This is a genomic window from Methylobacterium sp. C25 (genome assembly GCF_021352225.1).
Classification (GTDB): Bacteria; Pseudomonadota; Alphaproteobacteria; order Rhizobiales; family Beijerinckiaceae; genus Methylobacterium.
The window spans coordinates 118,068-135,057 of record NZ_JAAUVI010000010.1 but is presented as its reverse complement, the minus strand read 5'-3'; the positions used below and the strand labels follow the sequence as shown (position 1 = coordinate 135,057).

17 protein-coding genes are annotated in these 16,990 nt (G+C 66.8%); 9 read left to right on the top strand and 8 right to left on the bottom strand.

The features are described 5' to 3' along the window. Window positions 1-134 precede the first annotated feature (134 nt). The 3 genes from murI (at window position 135) to rpsD (ending at window position 2,247) form a co-directional block, all read left to right on the top strand. The gene (murI, locus tag HCU64_RS20255) at window positions 135-1,010 is read left to right on the top strand and encodes a glutamate racemase (RefSeq protein WP_233386040.1); all 876 of its coding nucleotides are present in this window, start codon (window positions 135-137) and stop codon (window positions 1,008-1,010) included. A 16-nt stretch (window positions 1,011-1,026) separates the two neighbouring features. Continuing rightward, entirely contained in the window at window positions 1,027-1,356 is a 330-nt protein-coding gene (locus tag HCU64_RS20250; protein WP_233386039.1) for a GlpM family protein, read from the top strand. Window positions 1,357-1,629: 273 nt separating this feature from the next. Continuing rightward, window positions 1,630-2,247, top strand: a complete 618-nt coding sequence (gene rpsD, locus HCU64_RS20245) for a 30S ribosomal protein S4 (protein ID WP_183511822.1) — start codon at window positions 1,630-1,632, stop codon at window positions 2,245-2,247. Between the two features lie 107 nt (window positions 2,248-2,354). On the opposite strand, the gene HCU64_RS20240 is transcribed toward rpsD, so the two are convergent. From HCU64_RS20240 to HCU64_RS25465, 3 genes are all read right to left on the bottom strand, one after another. Continuing rightward, the gene (locus tag HCU64_RS20240) at window positions 2,355-3,353 is read right to left on the bottom strand and encodes a phosphoribosylaminoimidazolesuccinocarboxamide synthase (RefSeq protein WP_233386038.1); all 999 of its coding nucleotides are present in this window, start codon (window positions 3,351-3,353) and stop codon (window positions 2,355-2,357) included. 158 nt (window positions 3,354-3,511) lie between these two features. Next, a complete protein-coding gene (locus tag HCU64_RS20235) occupies window positions 3,512-3,784 on the bottom strand; it encodes a hypothetical protein (RefSeq protein WP_233386037.1) in 273 nt (90 codons plus the stop codon). A gap of 105 nt (window positions 3,785-3,889) precedes the next feature. Continuing rightward, complete coding sequence (locus tag HCU64_RS25465; protein WP_325170002.1) at window positions 3,890-4,660, bottom strand: cold-shock protein; 771 nt, start codon at window positions 4,658-4,660, stop codon at window positions 3,890-3,892. 346 nt (window positions 4,661-5,006) lie between these two features. Here HCU64_RS25465 and HCU64_RS20220 point away from each other — a divergent pair, with 346 nt between their 5' ends. Both HCU64_RS20220 and HCU64_RS20215 read left to right on the top strand, forming a co-directional pair. Then, window positions 5,007-5,480, top strand: a complete 474-nt coding sequence (locus HCU64_RS20220) for a response regulator (protein WP_233386036.1) — start codon at window positions 5,007-5,009, stop codon at window positions 5,478-5,480. Between the two features lie 137 nt (window positions 5,481-5,617). Beyond that, a complete protein-coding gene (locus HCU64_RS20215; RefSeq protein WP_442785990.1) occupies window positions 5,618-6,772 on the top strand; it encodes a Ppx/GppA phosphatase family protein in 1,155 nt (384 codons plus the stop codon). A 6-nt stretch (window positions 6,773-6,778) separates the two neighbouring features. On the opposite strand, the gene HCU64_RS20210 is transcribed toward HCU64_RS20215, so the two are convergent. Continuing rightward, window positions 6,779-7,402: a TetR/AcrR family transcriptional regulator gene (locus HCU64_RS20210; RefSeq protein WP_233386033.1), complete on the bottom strand. Its 624-nt coding sequence runs from the start codon at window positions 7,400-7,402 to the stop codon at window positions 6,779-6,781. 292 nt (window positions 7,403-7,694) lie between these two features. Between HCU64_RS20210 and HCU64_RS20205 the strand changes: the two genes are divergently transcribed. Then, complete coding sequence (locus HCU64_RS20205) at window positions 7,695-9,368, top strand: methyl-accepting chemotaxis protein (RefSeq protein WP_233386032.1); 1,674 nt, start codon at window positions 7,695-7,697, stop codon at window positions 9,366-9,368. Between the two features lie 64 nt (window positions 9,369-9,432). Here the strand turns inward: HCU64_RS20205 and HCU64_RS20200 are convergent, their stop codons facing one another. Next, window positions 9,433-10,386 (bottom strand): GlxA family transcriptional regulator, encoded by a 954-nt coding sequence (locus HCU64_RS20200; RefSeq protein WP_233386031.1) that lies wholly within the window; start codon window positions 10,384-10,386, stop codon window positions 9,433-9,435. Window positions 10,387-10,505: 119 nt separating this feature from the next. Here HCU64_RS20200 and HCU64_RS20195 point away from each other — a divergent pair, with 119 nt between their 5' ends. From HCU64_RS20195 to HCU64_RS20185, 3 genes are all read left to right on the top strand, one after another. After that, window positions 10,506-10,745, top strand: coding sequence for a hypothetical protein (locus tag HCU64_RS20195; protein ID WP_233386030.1), 240 nt, complete (start codon window positions 10,506-10,508; stop codon window positions 10,743-10,745). A gap of 138 nt (window positions 10,746-10,883) precedes the next feature. Further along, window positions 10,884-11,696 carry an SDR family NAD(P)-dependent oxidoreductase gene (locus HCU64_RS20190; RefSeq protein WP_233386029.1) on the top strand — a complete coding sequence of 271 codons (813 nt, stop codon included), beginning with the start codon at window positions 10,884-10,886 and terminating at the stop codon, window positions 11,694-11,696. Window positions 11,697-11,710: 14 nt separating this feature from the next. Beyond that, entirely contained in the window at window positions 11,711-12,106 is a 396-nt protein-coding gene (locus tag HCU64_RS20185) for a tautomerase (protein WP_233386028.1), read from the top strand. A 269-nt stretch (window positions 12,107-12,375) separates the two neighbouring features. Here the strand turns inward: HCU64_RS20185 and HCU64_RS20180 are convergent, their stop codons facing one another. The 3 genes from HCU64_RS20180 to HCU64_RS20170 form a co-directional block, all read right to left on the bottom strand. Next, window positions 12,376-12,777: a hypothetical protein gene (locus HCU64_RS20180; RefSeq protein ID WP_233386027.1), complete on the bottom strand. Its 402-nt coding sequence runs from the start codon at window positions 12,775-12,777 to the stop codon at window positions 12,376-12,378. Between the two features lie 346 nt (window positions 12,778-13,123). Continuing rightward, window positions 13,124-14,959 (bottom strand): NADPH-dependent assimilatory sulfite reductase hemoprotein subunit, encoded by a 1,836-nt coding sequence (locus HCU64_RS20175; protein ID WP_233386025.1) that lies wholly within the window; start codon window positions 14,957-14,959, stop codon window positions 13,124-13,126. A 160-nt stretch (window positions 14,960-15,119) separates the two neighbouring features. Next, window positions 15,120-16,892 carry a diflavin oxidoreductase gene (locus HCU64_RS20170; RefSeq protein ID WP_233386023.1) on the bottom strand — a complete coding sequence of 591 codons (1,773 nt, stop codon included), beginning with the start codon at window positions 16,890-16,892 and terminating at the stop codon, window positions 15,120-15,122. Between the last annotated feature and the right edge of the window lie 98 nt (window positions 16,893-16,990).

Sequence of the window (16,990 nt, the reverse complement as noted above, 5' to 3'; positions counted from 1 at the left end):
AAGGCCCGCGATTCACAGGCTTCTTCGCGCATTCGCGGCCGGCGTTACGTTTTCGGGCCTTTTTGCTGCCGCAGTGAGCCTGCGTTAACCGTCTCGCTCAGACACTGGCCTATCGGGCGATGTCGGGTGACGTCATGCGGATCGATCTCATGGCCGGAGCGACCATCTCCGCGGCTTACCCCGCGCCGAGCCCCCAACCCCTGATCCTCGTCTTCGATTCCGGCCTCGGCGGGTTGACCGTGCTGGAGCAGGTCCGCCGTGCCCGGCCGGATGCGCGCTACGTCTACGTCGCCGACAACGCCGCCTTCCCCTATGGCGGCCTCAGCGAGCCCGCGCTGGTGACCCGCGTCCTCGCGGTGATGGAGCGGCTACTCGCGCTTCATGCGCCCGATCTCGTGGTGATCGCCTGCAACACGGCCTCGACCGTGGTCCTGCCGAGCCTGCGCCAGCGCTTCGTCACGCCCTTCGTCGGTGTCGTGCCGCCGATCAAGCCCGCCGCCGCCGCGACGCGATCCAAGGTCGTCACGCTTCTCGCCACGCCGGGCACCATCGCCCGTAGCTACACCCGCGACCTCGTCACAACCTATGCTGGCGATTGCGATGTCACGCTGGTCGGCGCTCCGAACCTCGCCGGCTTCGCCGAGGCCGAGATGGCCGGACAACCGGTCGACGATGCGACGCTCTCGGCCGAGATCGCGCCCTGCTTCGTGACGCGCGACGACGGCCGGCGCACGGATGTGATCTGCCTGTCCTGCACCCACTACCCACTGCTGCTTCCGCGTTTCGAGACGCTGGCGCCTTGGCCCGTCGCCTGGATCGATCCGGCCCCGGCCATCGCCCGCAGGGTCGTGCAACTCCTCGGCCCGTCAGCCGAAGAGACGGAGATCGGCCCGGACGTCCTCGGGACCTTCACTGCCGGCGCGGGCCTGAGCGCCGCACTGGAGCGCTCGCTGGCCGTACGGGGCCTGCGCTCGCTCACCGTCGAGCCGATACCGCTGGTACGCCAGTGACGGCGCGCCGCCCCTGATGGACGTCGTCTGGAAGGGCATCGTCGGCGGCCTGGTGACGGCGGCGATCGTGCTGGCCTCCCGCCGGGGCAACATCCTTCCGGGCATCCTGCCGCTGGCCCCGACCTTGGCGATCATCGCCTTGCTCGCCGTCGGGGCGAAAGGGGAGGCGGGCGGCTTTCGCGAGACCTGCCTCGCCGGGATGCGGACGATCCCGGCCTATCTGGTGTTTCTCGGCGTGGCCTGGTGGCTCGCCGGGTCGTTCGACTATCGGATCGCGATTTTGGGGGCACTCGGCGCCTGGCTTATCGTTGCGCTTGCGATCTTTCTCGGGCCGCGTTGGCTTTAGAGGTCGAGGTCTGAGGTTCTGACGCCGTCTGGGCCGGATCGGACCCGGACGAAACCAATCCTGCACCGATAGCGGCTCGATCCATCAGCCCTAATTGACCTTCGCCGGCTTTCCGTCTAGGGACGCGCGGTTCGCGGGGCTCCGATCAGGGGCCCCGTGACGTTTTCAAGCGCACCCGCGAACGGCCAAGGGCCGGTCTGTCGCCCCCGCGCATTGCATGGGGGAGAGGAGGGCGCGTTCCTCTAGCTCAAGCGTTCTTGAGAGGAACCGCGAATGTCAAAACGCATCGAGGCGAAGCACAAACTCGATCGCCGGATGGGCCAGAACATCTGGGGCCGTCCGAAGAGCCCGGTCAACCGTCGTGAGTACGGCCCCGGCCAGCACGGCCAGCGCCGCAAGGGCAAGATGAGCGACTTCGGCACGCAGCTGCGCGCCAAGCAGAAGCTCAAGGGTTATTACGGCAACATCACCGAGAAGCAGTTCCGCCGCTACTACGCCGAGGCGATCCGCCTGCGCGGTGACTCGGGCGAGAACCTGATCGGTCTGCTCGAGCGCCGCCTCGACGCCGTCGTGTACCGTTCGAAGTTCGTGGCGACCCCGTTCGCGGCGCGCCAGTTCGTCAATCACGGCCACGTCAAGGTCAATGGTCGCCGGGTGAACATCCCGAGCTTCCAGGTGAAGCCGGGCGATCTCATCGAGATCAAGGAGGCTTCGCGCCAGCTCGAGATCGTCATCGTCGCCTCGCAGCTCGCCGAGCGTGACGTGCCGGACTACATCGAGGTGGACCACGCCAAGATGACGGCCCGCGTGACCCGGATCCCGGCCCTCAACGAGGTGCCGTACCCGGTCCAGATGGAACCGAACCTCGTGATCGAGTTCTATTCGCGCTGATCCCTTCGATCAGAGCCGAATACGAAAAGGGCCGCCCCATTCGGGCGGCCCTTTTTCGTGTTCGGTGTTCAGCGCGGTTGCGTTGGAGACCGAGCGCGCACCGACGCTCAGGTTGGCTCGTTCGCCAAGTCGTTACGCAGATAGCCTGCGAGATTGCGCTGGATACGATCGAGCGGCATTTCGGCTGGATCGGGCAGGACGAAGGTCTCGCCGGTGATGGTCTCGTAGGCACGGATGTAGACCGCGGCGGCTTCCAAGACGATCTCGCGCGGAATCTCCGGGATCGGATCGCGGTAAGGATCGCAGCGCGCCACGACCCAGTTGCGGACGAAATCCTTGTCGAAGCTCTCCGGCGCCGCGCCGGACGCGAACCTCTCGGGATAACTCTGTGCGAACCAGTAGCGGCTGCTGTCGGGCGTGTGGACTTCGTCCGCGAGCACGATCCGTCCGTCCGCATCGGTCCCGAATTCGTACTTCGTATCGGCGAGGATGAGCCCGCGCTCGGCCGCGAGCGCCTGCCCACGGGCGAACAGCGCCAGCGCCGCCTCGGAAACGGTCCGCCACTGTGCAGCCGTGAGCAGCCCCTGCTCCAGGATCGCGGCCTCAGTGAGCGGCTCGTCGTGGCCGCCATCCGCGGCCTTCGTCGTCGGGGTGATGATCGCTTGCGCCAGCCGCTCGTTCGGGCGCAGGCCCTCCGGCAGGCGGTGACCGTACATCTCGCGTTCGCCGCGGCGGTAACGGGTCAGGATCGAGGTGGAGGTCGTGCCCGCGAGATAGCCCCGCACCACGATCTCGACCGGCAGGATGTCGAGGCGGCGCCCGACGACGACGTTCGGATCCGGATAGGCGAGCACGTGGTTCGGGCAGATGTCGGCGGTCCGCTCGAACCAGAAGCGTGCGGTCTGCGTCAGCACCTGCCCCTTGAAGGGGATGGCGGCGAGCGGGCGGTCGAACGCACTGATCCGATCGGTTGTGATCAGGATGCGGCGGCCATCGGGCAGATCGTAGTTGTCGCGGACTTTGCCGCGGTAGCGGTTCGGTAGCCCGGCGATCTCCGCCTCGTTAAGGACTTGATGCGCATGCTGCGCGAGAGACGCGGTGTCCATCGACTGCCTTACCCGCTCGGCCCGAAATGAAAGGGCGAGCAGGGCTCGTAGCAGGAAACCATCATGTCTGCTTCCGCGATTGTGCAGCGGAACTCTAGATCATCCCCCGCTGATGCTCCAGCGTCCGGGACGGGACACAGCGTCGATTGGGAGCCGTATCAGCGGCGCGGGGACGATGCGGCGCGGGAGCCGCGCATCGCCGGGGACTGCGATGCCGTCTCTGCGCTGGGGGGCAGCCCGGGCGTGGCGTCGGCGTTCGTCGACGGGCCGGGAATGGCCTGCATGCCGCTGCCCCTATGGCCGTCGCGATCGAAGGCGTAGCCCGCGTTCACCCCGGCGTAGAAGCCGCTGAAGTCCTCGGCATGCGCGGCGAGGGCCCCGAGCGGCGAAGCGAGCAGTGACAGGCCAAGACAGATTCGGAGGAGGCTCAAGCGGAGGGTCCTGCCGACCGCATTCACGCGGTCTGTCCGCAACCACAAACAAAAAGGGCGGCGGCATTGCGGCCACCGCCCTCGATCTCGTCGTCAGCAGGTCGATCAGTAATCGACGCTGACGCTCTGGGCCTCGCGACCCTTCTGGCCGTCGACCACGCCGAGCGTGACCGTCTGGCCCTCGGCGAGCGAGTCGAGACCGGCGCGCGACAGCGCGGAGCGGTGCACGAACACGTCCTTGCCGCCGTCATTGACGGAAACGAAGCCGAAGCCCTTGGCCGGGTCGTACCACTTCACGGTGCCGGTCATCTCGGTCGAGGGGCCGCTGGCGAAGCGTCCGCCGCCGCCACCGCCACCGCCACCGAAGCGGTCACCGCCGCCACCGTAGCCGCCGCCACCACCGCCGAAGCGGTCGCCGCCGCCGAAGCGACCGGCCGGACGAGCCTCGCGGCGCGGGGGAGCGGCTTCCGCCGTAGACGTGTCGACGCTGGTCACCGCCGTCACCTGCGGACCCTTCTGGCCCTGCGCGGTCTGAACCGTCAGGCGGGTGCCCGGCAGCAGATCGTCATGGCCGGCGGCCTCGACGGCGCGGATGTGAAGGAAGGCGTCGCCCGAGCCGTCACCCAGCTCGACGAAGCCGAAGCCCTTCTCCTTGTTGAACCACTTGACCGTCGCATCACGCTCCGGTCCCGTCGGAGCAGCGGCGGGAGCAGCACCACGCGACGGGCCGCGGTCGAAGCCGCCGCCACCGCCACCGAAACCACCGCCACCGTATCCGCCACTGCTGGGGGGCAGCTGGTCGGGCCAACGCGGCTCGGCCCCACCCTCATCGAAGCCGCGCTTGGGCGACCCCCGAAAATCACGACCACGTCCCATAGAAAGCTCGCAAAACCCGACCGCTGACCATCTTGCTGCAAATCGTGTGCATCCCGTCCCGGACAGGATGCGTCCACGCCACCATCACCATCGGTCGCGGTAACCGACAGCAACGCCTCAGTCCTGACGCAATCCAGGCTGCGCCGCAAGGACCTTCTGTTAACGGATCGCTCTATCGAAACGAATTTCGTGGGTGAAATGCGTAGACGTTGCAATCTAGCGTCATCGTGCGGTGCAACGATCCTCAAATCGACCGCCCAGCTCGGCATCTGATCACGGTTAGGGAAGCGCAAACCAACCCGGCGCTAAGGTCGGGATCGACGCCACATCGCCGAGGATCGCGTCCGTGATCGCGACCCCGTCTTTTCCCGACCTCTCCGCCCTCGTGGTCGACGAGAGCCTCTACATCCGCCGCACGGTGCGCGACATGCTCCTGCGCGTCGGCATCAAGCGCGTTCTGGAGGCGCCAGACGGCGCGGAAGCGCTCGGAGTGCTCGCCGAGAGCAAGCCGGACCTGACCATCCTCGACTGGGATCTGGGCATCCTGTCGGGCGAGGAGTTCATCCGCCTCGCGCGCACACCGATGACCTCGCCGTCGCCGACCGTGCCGATCATCTTGATGCTGGCCCAGCCGCGCCGCAACGTGGTGGACCGCGCCATCTCGCTCGGCGTCAACGAGATCATTGCCAAGCCTTTCTCACCGAAGACGCTGTGGTCGCGCCTCGACGAGGTGATCAACCGGCCGCGGCCCTTCTCGCAGGTGAAGAGCCTGCTGCGGCCCGTTCCGAGAGCCAACAGCGCTGCCAAGGCGATGGTCTGACATCTCTTCGCGGCCACGCTTCGTGATCGATGGCATGCGAAGGAGCCTTTGCGTTTCTTAGTAACGCCTGTAGCGTCGGGATTAAGTGATGGCCGGCTGCCTGCCGCAGCCGAGACCTTGAGGATCCGGCGTTGCCGATTAGGGATGAGAGTACCGCGGCCGATCAGGCCAGCGGATCGGCCGTCGTGACGGCCCCTCCCGTTGCGGGGTCGGACCATCCGCGCGCGAGCATGCCGTTCACCTCCGATGGAATCAGAAGCGTCGGCGCGCCGGGCTATGGACAACGCAGCGCCCCGTTTCGCCACGGGCGGCGCAACGCCTACGCGGCGCTCGACCTCGGCACCAACAATTGCCGTCTGCTGGTCGCCGAACCGGCCTCGCACGGTTTCCGCGTGATCGATGCCTTCTCGCGGATCGTGCGCCTCGGCGAGGGTCTCAGCGCGTCCGACCGGCTCAGCCCTGCCGCCATCGAGCGGACCATCGAGGCCCTTCGCATCTGCCGGTCGAAGATGGAGAACCGGGGCGTCGTCCGCTCGAAGGTCATTGCCACCGAGGCCTGCCGGCTCGCCGTGAACGGAGCCGAGTTCGTCGAGCAGGTGCGCCGGGAGGTCGGACTCGATCTGGAGATCGTGGACCGGCAGACCGAGGCCTATCTCGCCGTGACCGGATGCGCCGCCCTGGCCGATCCAGCCGCCGAATCCGTGGTGATCTTCGACATTGGCGGCGGCTCCACCGAGATCGCCTGGCTCGACGGCGCGGCGACCAACCCGTCCACGGACCCGACCCTGCGCATCCGCGCCTGGGATTCGCTGCCCGTCGGTGTGGTGACGCTCGCCGAGAAGCATGGCGGATGCGAGGTCACCCGCATGATGTTCGAGGGCATGGTCGAGGAGGTCGGCGACCTGCTCGCGCCCTTCGCGATCCGGGCCGCGGCAGCGGCCACGGCACCGTATTTTCACCTGCTCGGCACCTCGGGCACCGTGACGACCCTGGCGGCGATGCACCTGCGGCTCGTGCGTTACGAGCGGCGGCGCGTCGACGGGCTCTGGATGACCGATGCAGAGGTGAGCGAGGCGATCGAGGATCTGCTCGACACGCGCCTCGACCAGCGCGCCGACAATCCCTGCATCGGCCGCGACAGGGCTGATCTCGTCCTGGCTGGCTGCGCGATCCTGGAGGCGATCCGGCGGGTCTTCCCGTCCGATCGCCTGCGCATCGCCGATCGCGGCCTGCGCGAGGGCCTGCTCATGAACATGATGCGCGAAGACGGTGTCTGGCGGCGCGGGCGCTGACGCCGTTCAGCGCGCTGGGGCCAGCCCCTTGAGCAGGAAGGCGATCATCGCATCGAGCGGCGGCACCGGAGCATCCGGACAGGTGCTAACCAGCACCGGATGGCAGTAGCGCACCACGGCGGCGTGGACGCATCCGGCGGCGATGCGGGTATCCGGCACCGCGAATTCGCCACGTCGGACGCCCTCGGCGATCACGCGCTCGAACACGCCGACGATCATGTCGACGTGCTGGCGGCAAACGTCCCAGCTCTCCGTCATCGCCGCTTCGATCATCTCGTGCACGCGCGGGAAGGCCTCGCAGCGCTCAAGACAATCCCGGTGGAGCGCGAGGATCATCTCGGACACGCGATCGGCTGCGCTGAGCCCAGGAGCTTCCGCGATGGTCAGGATCAGATACTCGACCTCGCGGGTCAGCCGCTCGACTACGGCCTCGTTGATCGCCTTCTTGGAGTCGAAGAAGCGATAGACGTTCGCCGGGCTCATCTTGAGCGTCTTGGCGATGTCCGCGACGGTGGTCTTCTGGTAGCCGATCTCGCGAAACGACTGCTCTGCCGTCGCGATGATGCGGCAGCGCGTGGTCGGGGCGCTCTCCTCGGTGAGCGGATTGATCGGATCGGCGATGGCAGTCATCTGTCGAGCTTAAGGACCGGGAATGTTTGCGTCAAAACGCATCTTTGACCAACGTTGCGATCCCCGATCGGTGCCGTGAGACACGAGGTAGCGCTTTTCTCGACGGGCACGTCCCGCTCAAATTCCGCAGCGAGGCCGTTACGTCGATACGAAGCCGGAGCCGACGAAACCTGGACATCCGCGGTCTCGGCTCGCGCTTAACCCAATCGTAGGCGTGTGAGTGCTTTCTAGCGAAATGCGCTTCCTTCGCAAACAGTTGATCGCTCAGGTTACGGAAGCGGAGGCTCCCGCAATGGCGCCCGAGCCGCCGCCGGTCATCGCCGTGCAGGCTCCGCGCAGCGATGCCTTCGACGCCATCGAGGAGGATGTCTCCTCGGCAATCGCCGGGGTGAGCGGCTCGATCGCGACGGCCCGCGCCGAGGTGGCGTCGATGAAGACCGGCCTGTCCGGTATTCGTGGCCAGATAGACGCGCTCACCCAGGCTGCGCGGACGGCCGCCGCGGCGACGGCCGGGCTGGCCGAACGAACCGGCAGCCTCTCGGCACTCGCGGCGCAGGCGCGATCCGCCATCGATTTGGCCGGCAGCCATCTCGATCAAGCGGGACATCGCGGTATCGAGGCGCGCGCCCTGATCGTGGCCCTCGCCGAAGCCGGCGACGAGATCGCCGGCATCGTCGACACCATCTCGGCCGTGGCGCGACAGACCAACCTGCTCGCGCTCAATGCGACCATCGAGGCGGCAAGAGCCGGCGAGGCGGGGCGCGGCTTCGCGGTCGTCGCCAACGAGGTCAAGGCTCTGTCGGTCCAGACCGCGCGGGCGGCCGACGACGTTCGCGCCAGGGTGATGCGGCTGCGCGAAGGCGCTGCCGCTTCCGCCACCGCGATCGAGGCGGCGGCGGGTGCGATCGACTCCGTGCGCCCTGCCTTCGCAACGCTGCGGGACATTGCCGAGACTCAGGCGCGGACCGTCACGACGATCGTAAGCGATGCGGAGCAGGCCTCGGATCTGGTCGCGACGGTCGATGCGGATGCAGGATCTGCCGGCGAGACAGCACTCGACCTCGACCGTCAGGCCGAAGGCATGGAGGCGGCCGCTGGAGCCGCCGCGGAACAGGCCTCGAGCCTCGGACGTCGCTTCGTGACGGTGGTGCGCGCCAGCGAGGCAGGGGACCGTCGCCGCTTCGACCGCTACCCGATCGATCTGGCCGTGCGGCTTGCGGGTGGGCGCGCGACCCGCACCATCGATCTCAGCGAAGGCGGCGTGCTGCTGATCGCACCGGATGGTGCACCGATCACGGCCGGCTCCCACATTGCCCTCGATCTCGAAGGGGTCGGGTCCGCGCCCGCGCGCGTCGTCGCCGTCAGCGAGATGGGGATCCATTGCGCCTTCGCGGGCATCGAGCCTGTCGTGCAGAGCCGCCTCCAGGCGAAACTGGCCGCCGTGCGTGACGAGCATGCGCCGCTGGTCGGAAAGGCGCAGCGGCTTGCCCAGGAGGTGGCACGGCTGATGGAGGCCGAGATCGGTGCAGGTCGGCTCTCTGAAGCGGCGTTGTTCGACACGGATTATCAGCGCATCGACGGAACGAACCCGCCGCAATTCACGACCTCATCCGCGCAGCCCCTGGCTCGGCTCATGGCGCCGCTGCTGGAGCCGGAACTCGGCCACGACAGGCGGATGCTGTTCTGCATCGTCACCGACCGCAACGGCTACCTGCCGTTCCACAACGCGGCCTATTCGAAGCCGCCGCGACCCGACGATCCGGGCTGGAATCAGGCCAATGCCCGGAATCTCCGTATCTTCGACGATCGCACCGGCATCACCGCTGCGCGATCGACGCGCCCCGCGACGGTCCAGGTCTATCGCCGCCAGATGGGCGACCAGACCGTCATGGTGCTGGAGGTCGATGCCCCGATCCGCATCGGGACGCGCCATTGGGGTGCCTGCCGGACGGCGTATCGGCTCTAGCGATCCGAACCCGTGTCGGCTCTCCGGCACCGATGCAGGGAGGAACCGCAGCGGTTGATCTCCATCAGGCGCTCGCCGCATCCAGCGCCGAGCGCGCATTGCGCCGGATCACCTGCGGAGGTTGCCCGAAGGCGCGAAGGAAGGCGCGGCGCATCCGGTTGCGGTCCGCGAAGCCGGTTTGGTCGGCGACGACGTCGATGGGGTGCCGGCTGCGCTCCATCATTACCCGCGCCGCCTCGACGCGCAGGTTCTCGACCGCCTTGGCCGGCGACTGGCCGGTCTCCGCATGGAACACGCGGCTGAACTGGCGTGGGCTGAGGCGGGCGGCCTCCGCCAATTCCTCGACCGATAGCGGCCGGTGAAGGTTCCGCTTGGCATAGGTCAGAGCGGACTGGATGCGGTCCGATTTCGGCTCGAGGTCGAGCAGGGTCGAAAACTGCGACTGCCCCCCCGCCCGACGATGATAGAGCACGAGCTTCTTGGCGACCGCCTGGGCGACCTCCTGGCCGAGATCCGCCTCGATCAGGGCGAGGGCGAGGTCGATGCCGGCGCTCATGCCCGCCGAGGTCCAGATCGGACCGTCGTTGATGAAGATGCAGTCCACGTCGGTCGTGCATTTCGGAAACTGTTGCTGCAATTCCCGAGCGTGCATCCAGTGCGTGGTGACCCGCCGGCCATCGAGGAGGCCGGCCTCTCCGAGAACGAAGGCTCCGGTGCAGATCGCAGCGATGCGCCGGGACCGCGCGGCCACGCCTTGCACGAAGGCGATGAGGCCGGGGGTCGACGGACGCACGAAGGTGCCGCCTCCGACGACCAGCGTGTCGAATGCGGTGTCGCCGAACGACTCCGTTTCCACGCTCATGCCGGCCGAGGTCCGGATCAAGCCTCCGCCTTCGGAGACGAAGTGGATGTCGTAGGTCGGCTCGTCGCCGATGAGATTGGCGAGCTCGAAGGCCGGAACGGCCGCCAGCCCCATGATCGAAAAGCCGGGATAAATGACAAAGCCGACGCGCTGCATGTCCGACTCCATACGTCTTAAATCGACGCATCTATGACATTTGAGACGCAACCGGTCAACGATAGTGTCTCTCCATCGAACGCCGGCACCTGCCGGCGTGAAGCAAATGGAGAGCGACCATGTCCGGTCGGAACAGACATACCGTGATGCGTGCCGTGGCCCTCGCCGCCGGCCTGTCGGTGGGAATCGCTGCCGGTGATGCGGCCTCGGCTCAGGAGGCCATCATGCTCGAAACCATCGGGGCCGTGCGCCTGGCGCAGCCTGACGAGGTGCGGCGGATGGCGAGCGACCAGGAGGCCGTCCGTTCACAGGCACAGGGACAGTTGCGCCACGAGGAGCAGGAAGCCTCCGCGCGCTGACATTCCGCCCGCGCGCTATTCCGGATCTCCCGGCGCGGCGCGTGGCCGAAATCGACGCATCTTCGACATTCGACTGGTTTCAGATGAGCTTACGCCTCGGATGAGTCCGCCGCGAAGCCACACACGGAGCGACAATCCATGACCACTCAGTCCAGCAAGGGTGTTGCCGTCGTCACGGGCGCATCGTCCGGAATCGGCGCCATTTACGCCGACCGCCTCGCCAGGAGGGGCTATGATCTCCTGCTGGTCGCCCGCAACGAAGAGCGTCTGCGCGCGCTCGCCGACCGCTTGGCCAACGAGACGGGTCGCACGGTCGAGCCGTTCAAGGCCGATCTGGGCCGCAGGGATGACCTCGCGCGTCTCGAGGCCCGTCTGCGCGGCGACGCGGGCATCACCATGCTCGTCAACAATGCCGGCATCGGCTCCGTCGCGTCGATCCTGAAGGACGACGTGGAGGAGATGGACGCCATGATCCAGCTCAACATCACGGCCCTGACGCGCCTCGCCTACGCGGTCGCACAGCCCTTCGCCGCGCGTGGGTCGGGGACTATCATCAACATCTCGTCCGTGGTCGGCATCGCGGTCGAGGCGCTCAACGGCGTCTACAGCGCCTCGAAATCCTATGTCCTCAGCTTCGGGCACGCGCTGCAGAAGGATCTGGCGGACAAGGGCGTGCGCATCCAGACCGTGCTGCCCGGTGCGACCGCGACCGAGTTCTGGGACGTCGCCGGCTACGCGGCGCAGAAGACGTCGGCGATCACCATGTCGGCCGTGGATCTCGTCGATGCGGCACTGGCCGGGCTCGACCAGGGTGAACTGGTCACGATCCCTGGTCTGCAGGATGCGGGGGAGTGGACACGCTGGGAAGAGGGGCGCCGCGCGATCTCCGCCAAGTTCGGCAATGCCAAGCCCTCGCCACGCTATGGTCTCGAGACCCGCAGCGCGGCCTGAACGGAGGGACGTCCATGCCTTATCTGCAACTCGATGTGACCGGTCACCACTCCGTCGCTTCCAAGAAGCGCGTTGCCGACCTGATGGCTCGGACCTACGCGGAGATGATGGCGGTCGACATCCGGCGGATCAGCGTCGCCATTCGCGAACTCGGCGAAGGCGGTGTGTGGCGGATACCGGATGCCGACGGCGAACCGGTCCCAGTCTCCGTGATGATGCTCGACATCCGCAGGGGGCGCCCGCCCGAACTGCGGATGGAGGTCGCCAAGGCGCTCTGCGCGCACTGCATCGAGGTTCTCGGGCTACGCGAGGACCGCCTCAACGTGGAGTTCACCCAGCACTCCGGCGACGAGATGTATCATCCCACGCTTGGGGGCTACAGCCCGGACTGGAGCCCGGATGAACATTGAGGTCGTGTCAGCGCGCGGCCTCAGGGCCTGCGTAAAACAATCGCTGTGACGTGAGCGGGTCGAGAACTACCCCTCGGGAGAAGATCCCGAGGGGTCGTTTTTTGGCTTAGTGGACCAGTCCGAGCGATCGAGGGACCCCGCCGCAATTCCTGACCCGCTCCGCGCAGTCTTTGGCCCGGCTGATGGAATCGCTGCCGGAGCCGGAACTCGGCCACGACAGGCGGATGCTGTTCTGCATCGTCACTGATCACACCGGCAATAGACAACGCTCAGTAGCTTCGATTGATCGTCTCTAACTGAGCTTGCACTTGCTCGAAGGGCTGCTTCATGAGCACGCCGACACAGCGGTCCACGCCCATGCCGTAGAAGAACCGGCCGGTGTCCTTGAACGACTGGCAAACATAGCGCGTCCGCAGATAGGCCGCGCCGTATGAGATCGAGATCGCGACGACCAGCCAGACGAATTTCGAGCGGGCGAGGCTGAAGCCGACTTCGTCCTCGCGTCCCCTGCTGCGTCTACGCTCATCGCCGAGATTGATCTGTACGTTGATCGGACGCCGATGCTCGTCGAATGTCTCGCGAGACTGCGCGATCAACCGCTGCACGTCGTCGATGGTCAGTAACGTGGGGGCGACTTCTACTGGCTTCTTCAGATCGACTGTTTGGCTCATGTCGTGCTCGCCCGACGAGGATCGTTACCAAATCGTTACCATGGCGACGTCATCGGTCGGGAGCCGGAAATTGCAACCTGAGCCTGTAAGCTCTTGTTAAGGTTTACGGTCGGGCTCTTCGCAGTTCTCAGAAGGGAAAGCCGGACGTTTGGCGCTGTGCCTCCCGGCTTCTTTACTCAGGCCAGCATTCTGAGCTGCCCATATCGGCGGCTTTCGCAGGAAGGCTCCAGGGATCGCAGTGGCGTCCGGAGCCCTCCTTCGAGGCTGCTTCGCACCACCTCAGGATGAGGGGTGTGGTGGGATCAAGGATCAGATCCGTTAAGCCGCAAGAGCGTCGGGTGAGCGCTCAGCCGGCCGGCTTGAGCGCGCCGATGCGGTCGTGGAAATCCGGCCCGTTCGTGGTCTTCGCGACGTGGCCCGCGCGGATTACGAAGTCGCCGAAATGCTCACCCGGCTTCCGGCTCCTGGCATAGTCGGCGAAGAGCGGGTCGAGCGTCTGCCGGATGTCCTTGGCCTCGACGTCTTCCTTGTAGAGCTTGCTCAGGCGCGAGCCGTCGAAGGCGGCGCCGAGATAGAGGTGGTAGCGCTCGGGGCCGCGGCCGACGAGGCCGATCTCGGCGATGTAGGGGCGGGCGCAGCCGTTGGGGCAGCCGGTCGAGCGGATCGTGATGTCCTCGTCCTGCAGGCCGTGGCTGGCGAGGCTCTCCTCCAGCTCGGAGATGAGATCGGGCAGGTAGCGCTCGCTCTCCGCGAGCGCGAGGCCGCAGGTCGGCAGGGCGACGCAAGCCATAGAGTTGCGGCGCAGAGCGCCGGCGCCCTTGGTCAGCTTATACTCGTCGACCAGAGCCTCGATCTCCTTCCGCTTCTTGGCGGGGACGTTGGCGATGATGACGTTCTGGTTGCCCGTGAGGCGGAAGTCGCCCTCGTGAACCTCGGCGATGCGGCGCAGGCCCGAGAGGAATTGCGGGCCGTCCTCGACGTCCTTGATGCGGCCCGACGGGACGTAGAGCGTGAGGTGGTGGCGGCCGTCGTCGCCCTCGGTCCAGCCGTAGCGGTCGCCGTTGCCGTCGAAGGTGAAGGGCTTCGGGGCGCCGAGCTTCTTGCCGATGCGCTTCTCGACCTCGGCCCGGAACGCGTCGAGGCCGTAGCGCTCGATCGTGTACTTCAGGCGGGCGTTCTTGCGGCTTTTGCGATTGCCCCAGTCGCGCTGGACGGTCATCACCGCCTCGGCGACCTTGAGCGCATCCTCGGGCTTGCAGAAGCCCATCACGTCGGCGGTGCGCGGGAAGGTATCGGGCTCGCCATGGGTCATGCCCATGCCGCCGCCCACCGTGACGTTCCAGCCGGTGACCTGGTTCTTCTTGTCGAGGATGGCGATGAAGCCGAGGTCGTGCGCGAAGATGTCGACCTCGTTGGAGGGCGGCACCGCGACCACGATCTTGAACTTACGCGGCAGGTAGGTCTTGCCGTAGATCGGCTCGAACTCTTCCTCGCCGCCAACGACCTTCTCGCCGTCGAGCCAGATCTCGCGCCAGGCATTGGTCTTCGGCAGCAGGGTGTCGGAGATCGTCTTGCCGAGATCGTAGGCGGCCTTGTGTGCGCCGGACTGGGCCGGGTTCGTCGCGGCCATGACGTTGCGGTTCACGTCGCCGCAGGCGGCGATGGTGTCCAGCAGCACCGAGTCGATCGCGGCCATGGTCCGCTTGAGGTTCGACTTGATGACGCCGTGATACTGGAAGGTCTGGCGCGTCGTCGCGCGCAGCGTGCCGTTGGCGTAGGTCGTGGCGATGTCGTCGAGGACGAGCCATTGCTTCGGCGTCACGACGCCGCCGGCGATACGCAGGCGGATCATGAAGCTGAAGGCCTTCTCGAGCTTCTTCTTGGTGCGCTCGGCCCGGATATCCCGGTCGTCCTGCATGTACATGCCGTGGAACTTGACGAGCTGGCCGTCATCTTCCGTGATCGCGCCGGTGGCATGCCGCAGAAGCCCCTCGGCGAGGCCGCCGCGCAGGAAGCGGCTGGCGATCTTCAGATGCTCATTGTGGGCGAGGCCCGCCTCCTTGGCCGCCACCGGATCGTCGATCGGACGGCCGGTCGGCGGCGTCTCGTAGCGACGCGCGCCGACGCCGGGCGTCTCGAAGGCGGGGCCGTCTACGGTCTCGATCGGCTTGTGGTCTTCCATGGCGGATATCCGGTGTCATCTATCCCTCCCCCTCTGCAGGGGAGGGTGCCTGCATAGCAGGCGGGAGAGGGGTGCGCCGCATCCGGAAAAGGGCATTCCCTTCTCCCGGCCCCTTTCGCGGGCCACCTCTCCCGCAGAGGGGAGAGGGTTCGGTGCAATCTCAGTAGACGTCCTGCTGGTAGCGCTTCGCCTTTTCGAGCCACGCAACATGCGCCTCGGCCTCGGCCTCGCTCAAGCCCTTATGGGTCGAGAAGGCGCGCACCACGGCCGAACGGACGTCCTTGGCCATGTTCTTGGCATCGCCACAGACATAGAAATGCGCCCCGCCGTCGAGCCATTCGACGAGCTCCTTGCCGTGCTCGTCGATCCGGTTCTGGACGTAGATCTTCTCGGGTTGGTCGCGGGAGAAGGCAACGTCGATCTTGGAGAGTGCACCGTCCTCCAGGGCTTCCTGCCATTCGAGCTGGTAGAGGAAGTCGTGGGTGAAGTGGCGGTCACCGAAGAACAGCCAGGAACGACCGCTCGCCTCGGTGGCGCGGCGCTCCTGCACGAAGGCGCGGAAGGGCGCGACGCCGGTGCCGGGGCCGACCATGATGATGTCGGTGGCCGGATTGCTCGGCAGGCGGAAATGCTTGTTCGGCTTCAGCCGCACGCGCAGCTTGGCGCCGTTGCTGATGCGATCGGCGACATGAGTCGAGGCCACGCCCGTCCGCGACCGGCCATGCGTCGCGTAGCGCACGGCGGCGATCACCAGATGCACCTCGTCGCCGACTTCCTTGCGGGATGAGGCGATTGAATAGGCGCGCGGCGGAAGAGGGCGGGTGATGGTATCGAGATGCTCGGCCGTGAGCGCGGCCGGATAAGCCTCGATCAGGTCGATCAGGTGACGGCCCTCGATCCAAGCCTTCACCTCGCCGCTCTCGATGAACTTCTGGGCGTCGGCATGCCCGGTGGCCTTGGCGAAGCGCTCCACCGTGGCGGCCGAGAGCGTGGTGATGTCGCGCTCGGCGAGCAGCGACCTACGCAGCGCCTCGTTCTCCGTGAGGCCGGTGGCCTTGAGGATCTCTTCGACGAGCTGCGGATCGTTCTCGGGGTAGATTTCGAGTGAGTCGCCGGGCTCGTAGGCCGGCGCGCCGTCCTCGAATTCCAGCGCGAGGTGGATCGTCTCCTTGTCGGAGCGCGACGAGTTGAGGTTCACGTGCTCGATGACCTCGACGACCTTCGGCTCGCGGCTCGGCTCCTCGTCCTCGTCATGGGCGCCGGCACGGGCGAAATCGACGGCGACGACGTTGTCGGCGGCGGTCTCGGCGGGGGCGAGAGCCTTCAGCGCGCCCTTGATCCAGTCGGCGGCGGGCTTCTCGAAATCGAGGTCGAGATCGGCGCGGTCATAGGCGCGCTTGCCCCCGAGGGCCTCGAAGCGGGCATCGAGCGCCTTCCCGATGGCGCAGAACTCCGCATAGGAGGTGTCACCGAGCGCCAGCACGCCGAACTCGACGCCGTCGATGCGCGGGGCGCCCTCGGCCATGATGGCGTTGTAGGTCTCGACCGCGCGGGCGGGCGGCTCGCCTTCGCCCCAGGTCGCGGCGATGGCGACGAGCTTGCCGGCCTTCGGCAGGGTCGCGAGGTCGAGATCGGCGAAGTCGACGATCTTCGGCTTGAAGCCCTGCTTCTTGGCGAGCTTGGCGACGTTGCTGGCGAGCGTCTCGCTGTTCCCCGATTCCGACGCGAAGATGATCGTCAGCGGCTCGGAGGCCTTTGGCGGCGCTGACGGCTGGGCCGCGGGCTGGCCACCCGCTGCGGCGTCGAGCCCGGCGAGGAAGCCGGCGAGCCAGGCGCGCTGGATCGGCGTCGCCGTCCCGAGGACCGCGTCGAGATTGGCCCGCTCGGCATCGCCGAATGGGGCCGTCTGAGGAAGGAGAGCGTTGCGTGCCATTATGAATGCCATGTCGTCTGCGGACGGCCCGCTGTCAACGAGAAAATGTTCTTTTTATAGAACATGCACCGGAGAGAAGGGCTTGCCTGCCGTCGCGC

What these genes read in the sequence shown, in the direction of transcription:
- murI (WP_233386040.1), top strand. Translation starts at nt 135, where the DNA reads ATGCGGATCGATCTCATGGCCGGAGCGACCATCTCCGCGGCTTACCCC.
- HCU64_RS20250 (WP_233386039.1), top strand. Translation starts at nt 1,027, where the DNA reads ATGGACGTCGTCTGGAAGGGCATCGTCGGCGGCCTGGTGACGGCGGCG.
- rpsD (WP_183511822.1), top strand. Translation starts at nt 1,630, where the DNA reads ATGTCAAAACGCATCGAGGCGAAGCACAAACTCGATCGCCGGATGGGC.
- HCU64_RS20240 (WP_233386038.1), bottom strand. Translation starts at nt 3,353, where the DNA reads ATGGACACCGCGTCTCTCGCGCAGCATGCGCATCAAGTCCTTAACGAG.
- HCU64_RS25465 (WP_325170002.1), bottom strand. Translation starts at nt 4,660, where the DNA reads ATGGGACGTGGTCGTGATTTTCGGGGGTCGCCCAAGCGCGGCTTCGAT.
- HCU64_RS20210 (WP_233386033.1), bottom strand. Translation starts at nt 7,402, where the DNA reads ATGACTGCCATCGCCGATCCGATCAATCCGCTCACCGAGGAGAGCGCC.
- HCU64_RS20205 (WP_233386032.1), top strand. Translation starts at nt 7,695, where the DNA reads ATGGCGCCCGAGCCGCCGCCGGTCATCGCCGTGCAGGCTCCGCGCAGC.
- HCU64_RS20200 (WP_233386031.1), bottom strand. Translation starts at nt 10,386, where the DNA reads ATGCAGCGCGTCGGCTTTGTCATTTATCCCGGCTTTTCGATCATGGGG.
- HCU64_RS20195 (WP_233386030.1), top strand. Translation starts at nt 10,506, where the DNA reads ATGTCCGGTCGGAACAGACATACCGTGATGCGTGCCGTGGCCCTCGCC.
- HCU64_RS20190 (WP_233386029.1), top strand. Translation starts at nt 10,884, where the DNA reads ATGACCACTCAGTCCAGCAAGGGTGTTGCCGTCGTCACGGGCGCATCG.
- HCU64_RS20185 (WP_233386028.1), top strand. Translation starts at nt 11,711, where the DNA reads ATGCCTTATCTGCAACTCGATGTGACCGGTCACCACTCCGTCGCTTCC.
- HCU64_RS20180 (WP_233386027.1), bottom strand. Translation starts at nt 12,777, where the DNA reads ATGAGCCAAACAGTCGATCTGAAGAAGCCAGTAGAAGTCGCCCCCACG.
- HCU64_RS20175 (WP_233386025.1), bottom strand. Translation starts at nt 14,959, where the DNA reads ATGGAAGACCACAAGCCGATCGAGACCGTAGACGGCCCCGCCTTCGAG.
- HCU64_RS20170 (WP_233386023.1), bottom strand. Translation starts at nt 16,892, where the DNA reads ATGGCACGCAACGCTCTCCTTCCTCAGACGGCCCCATTCGGCGATGCC.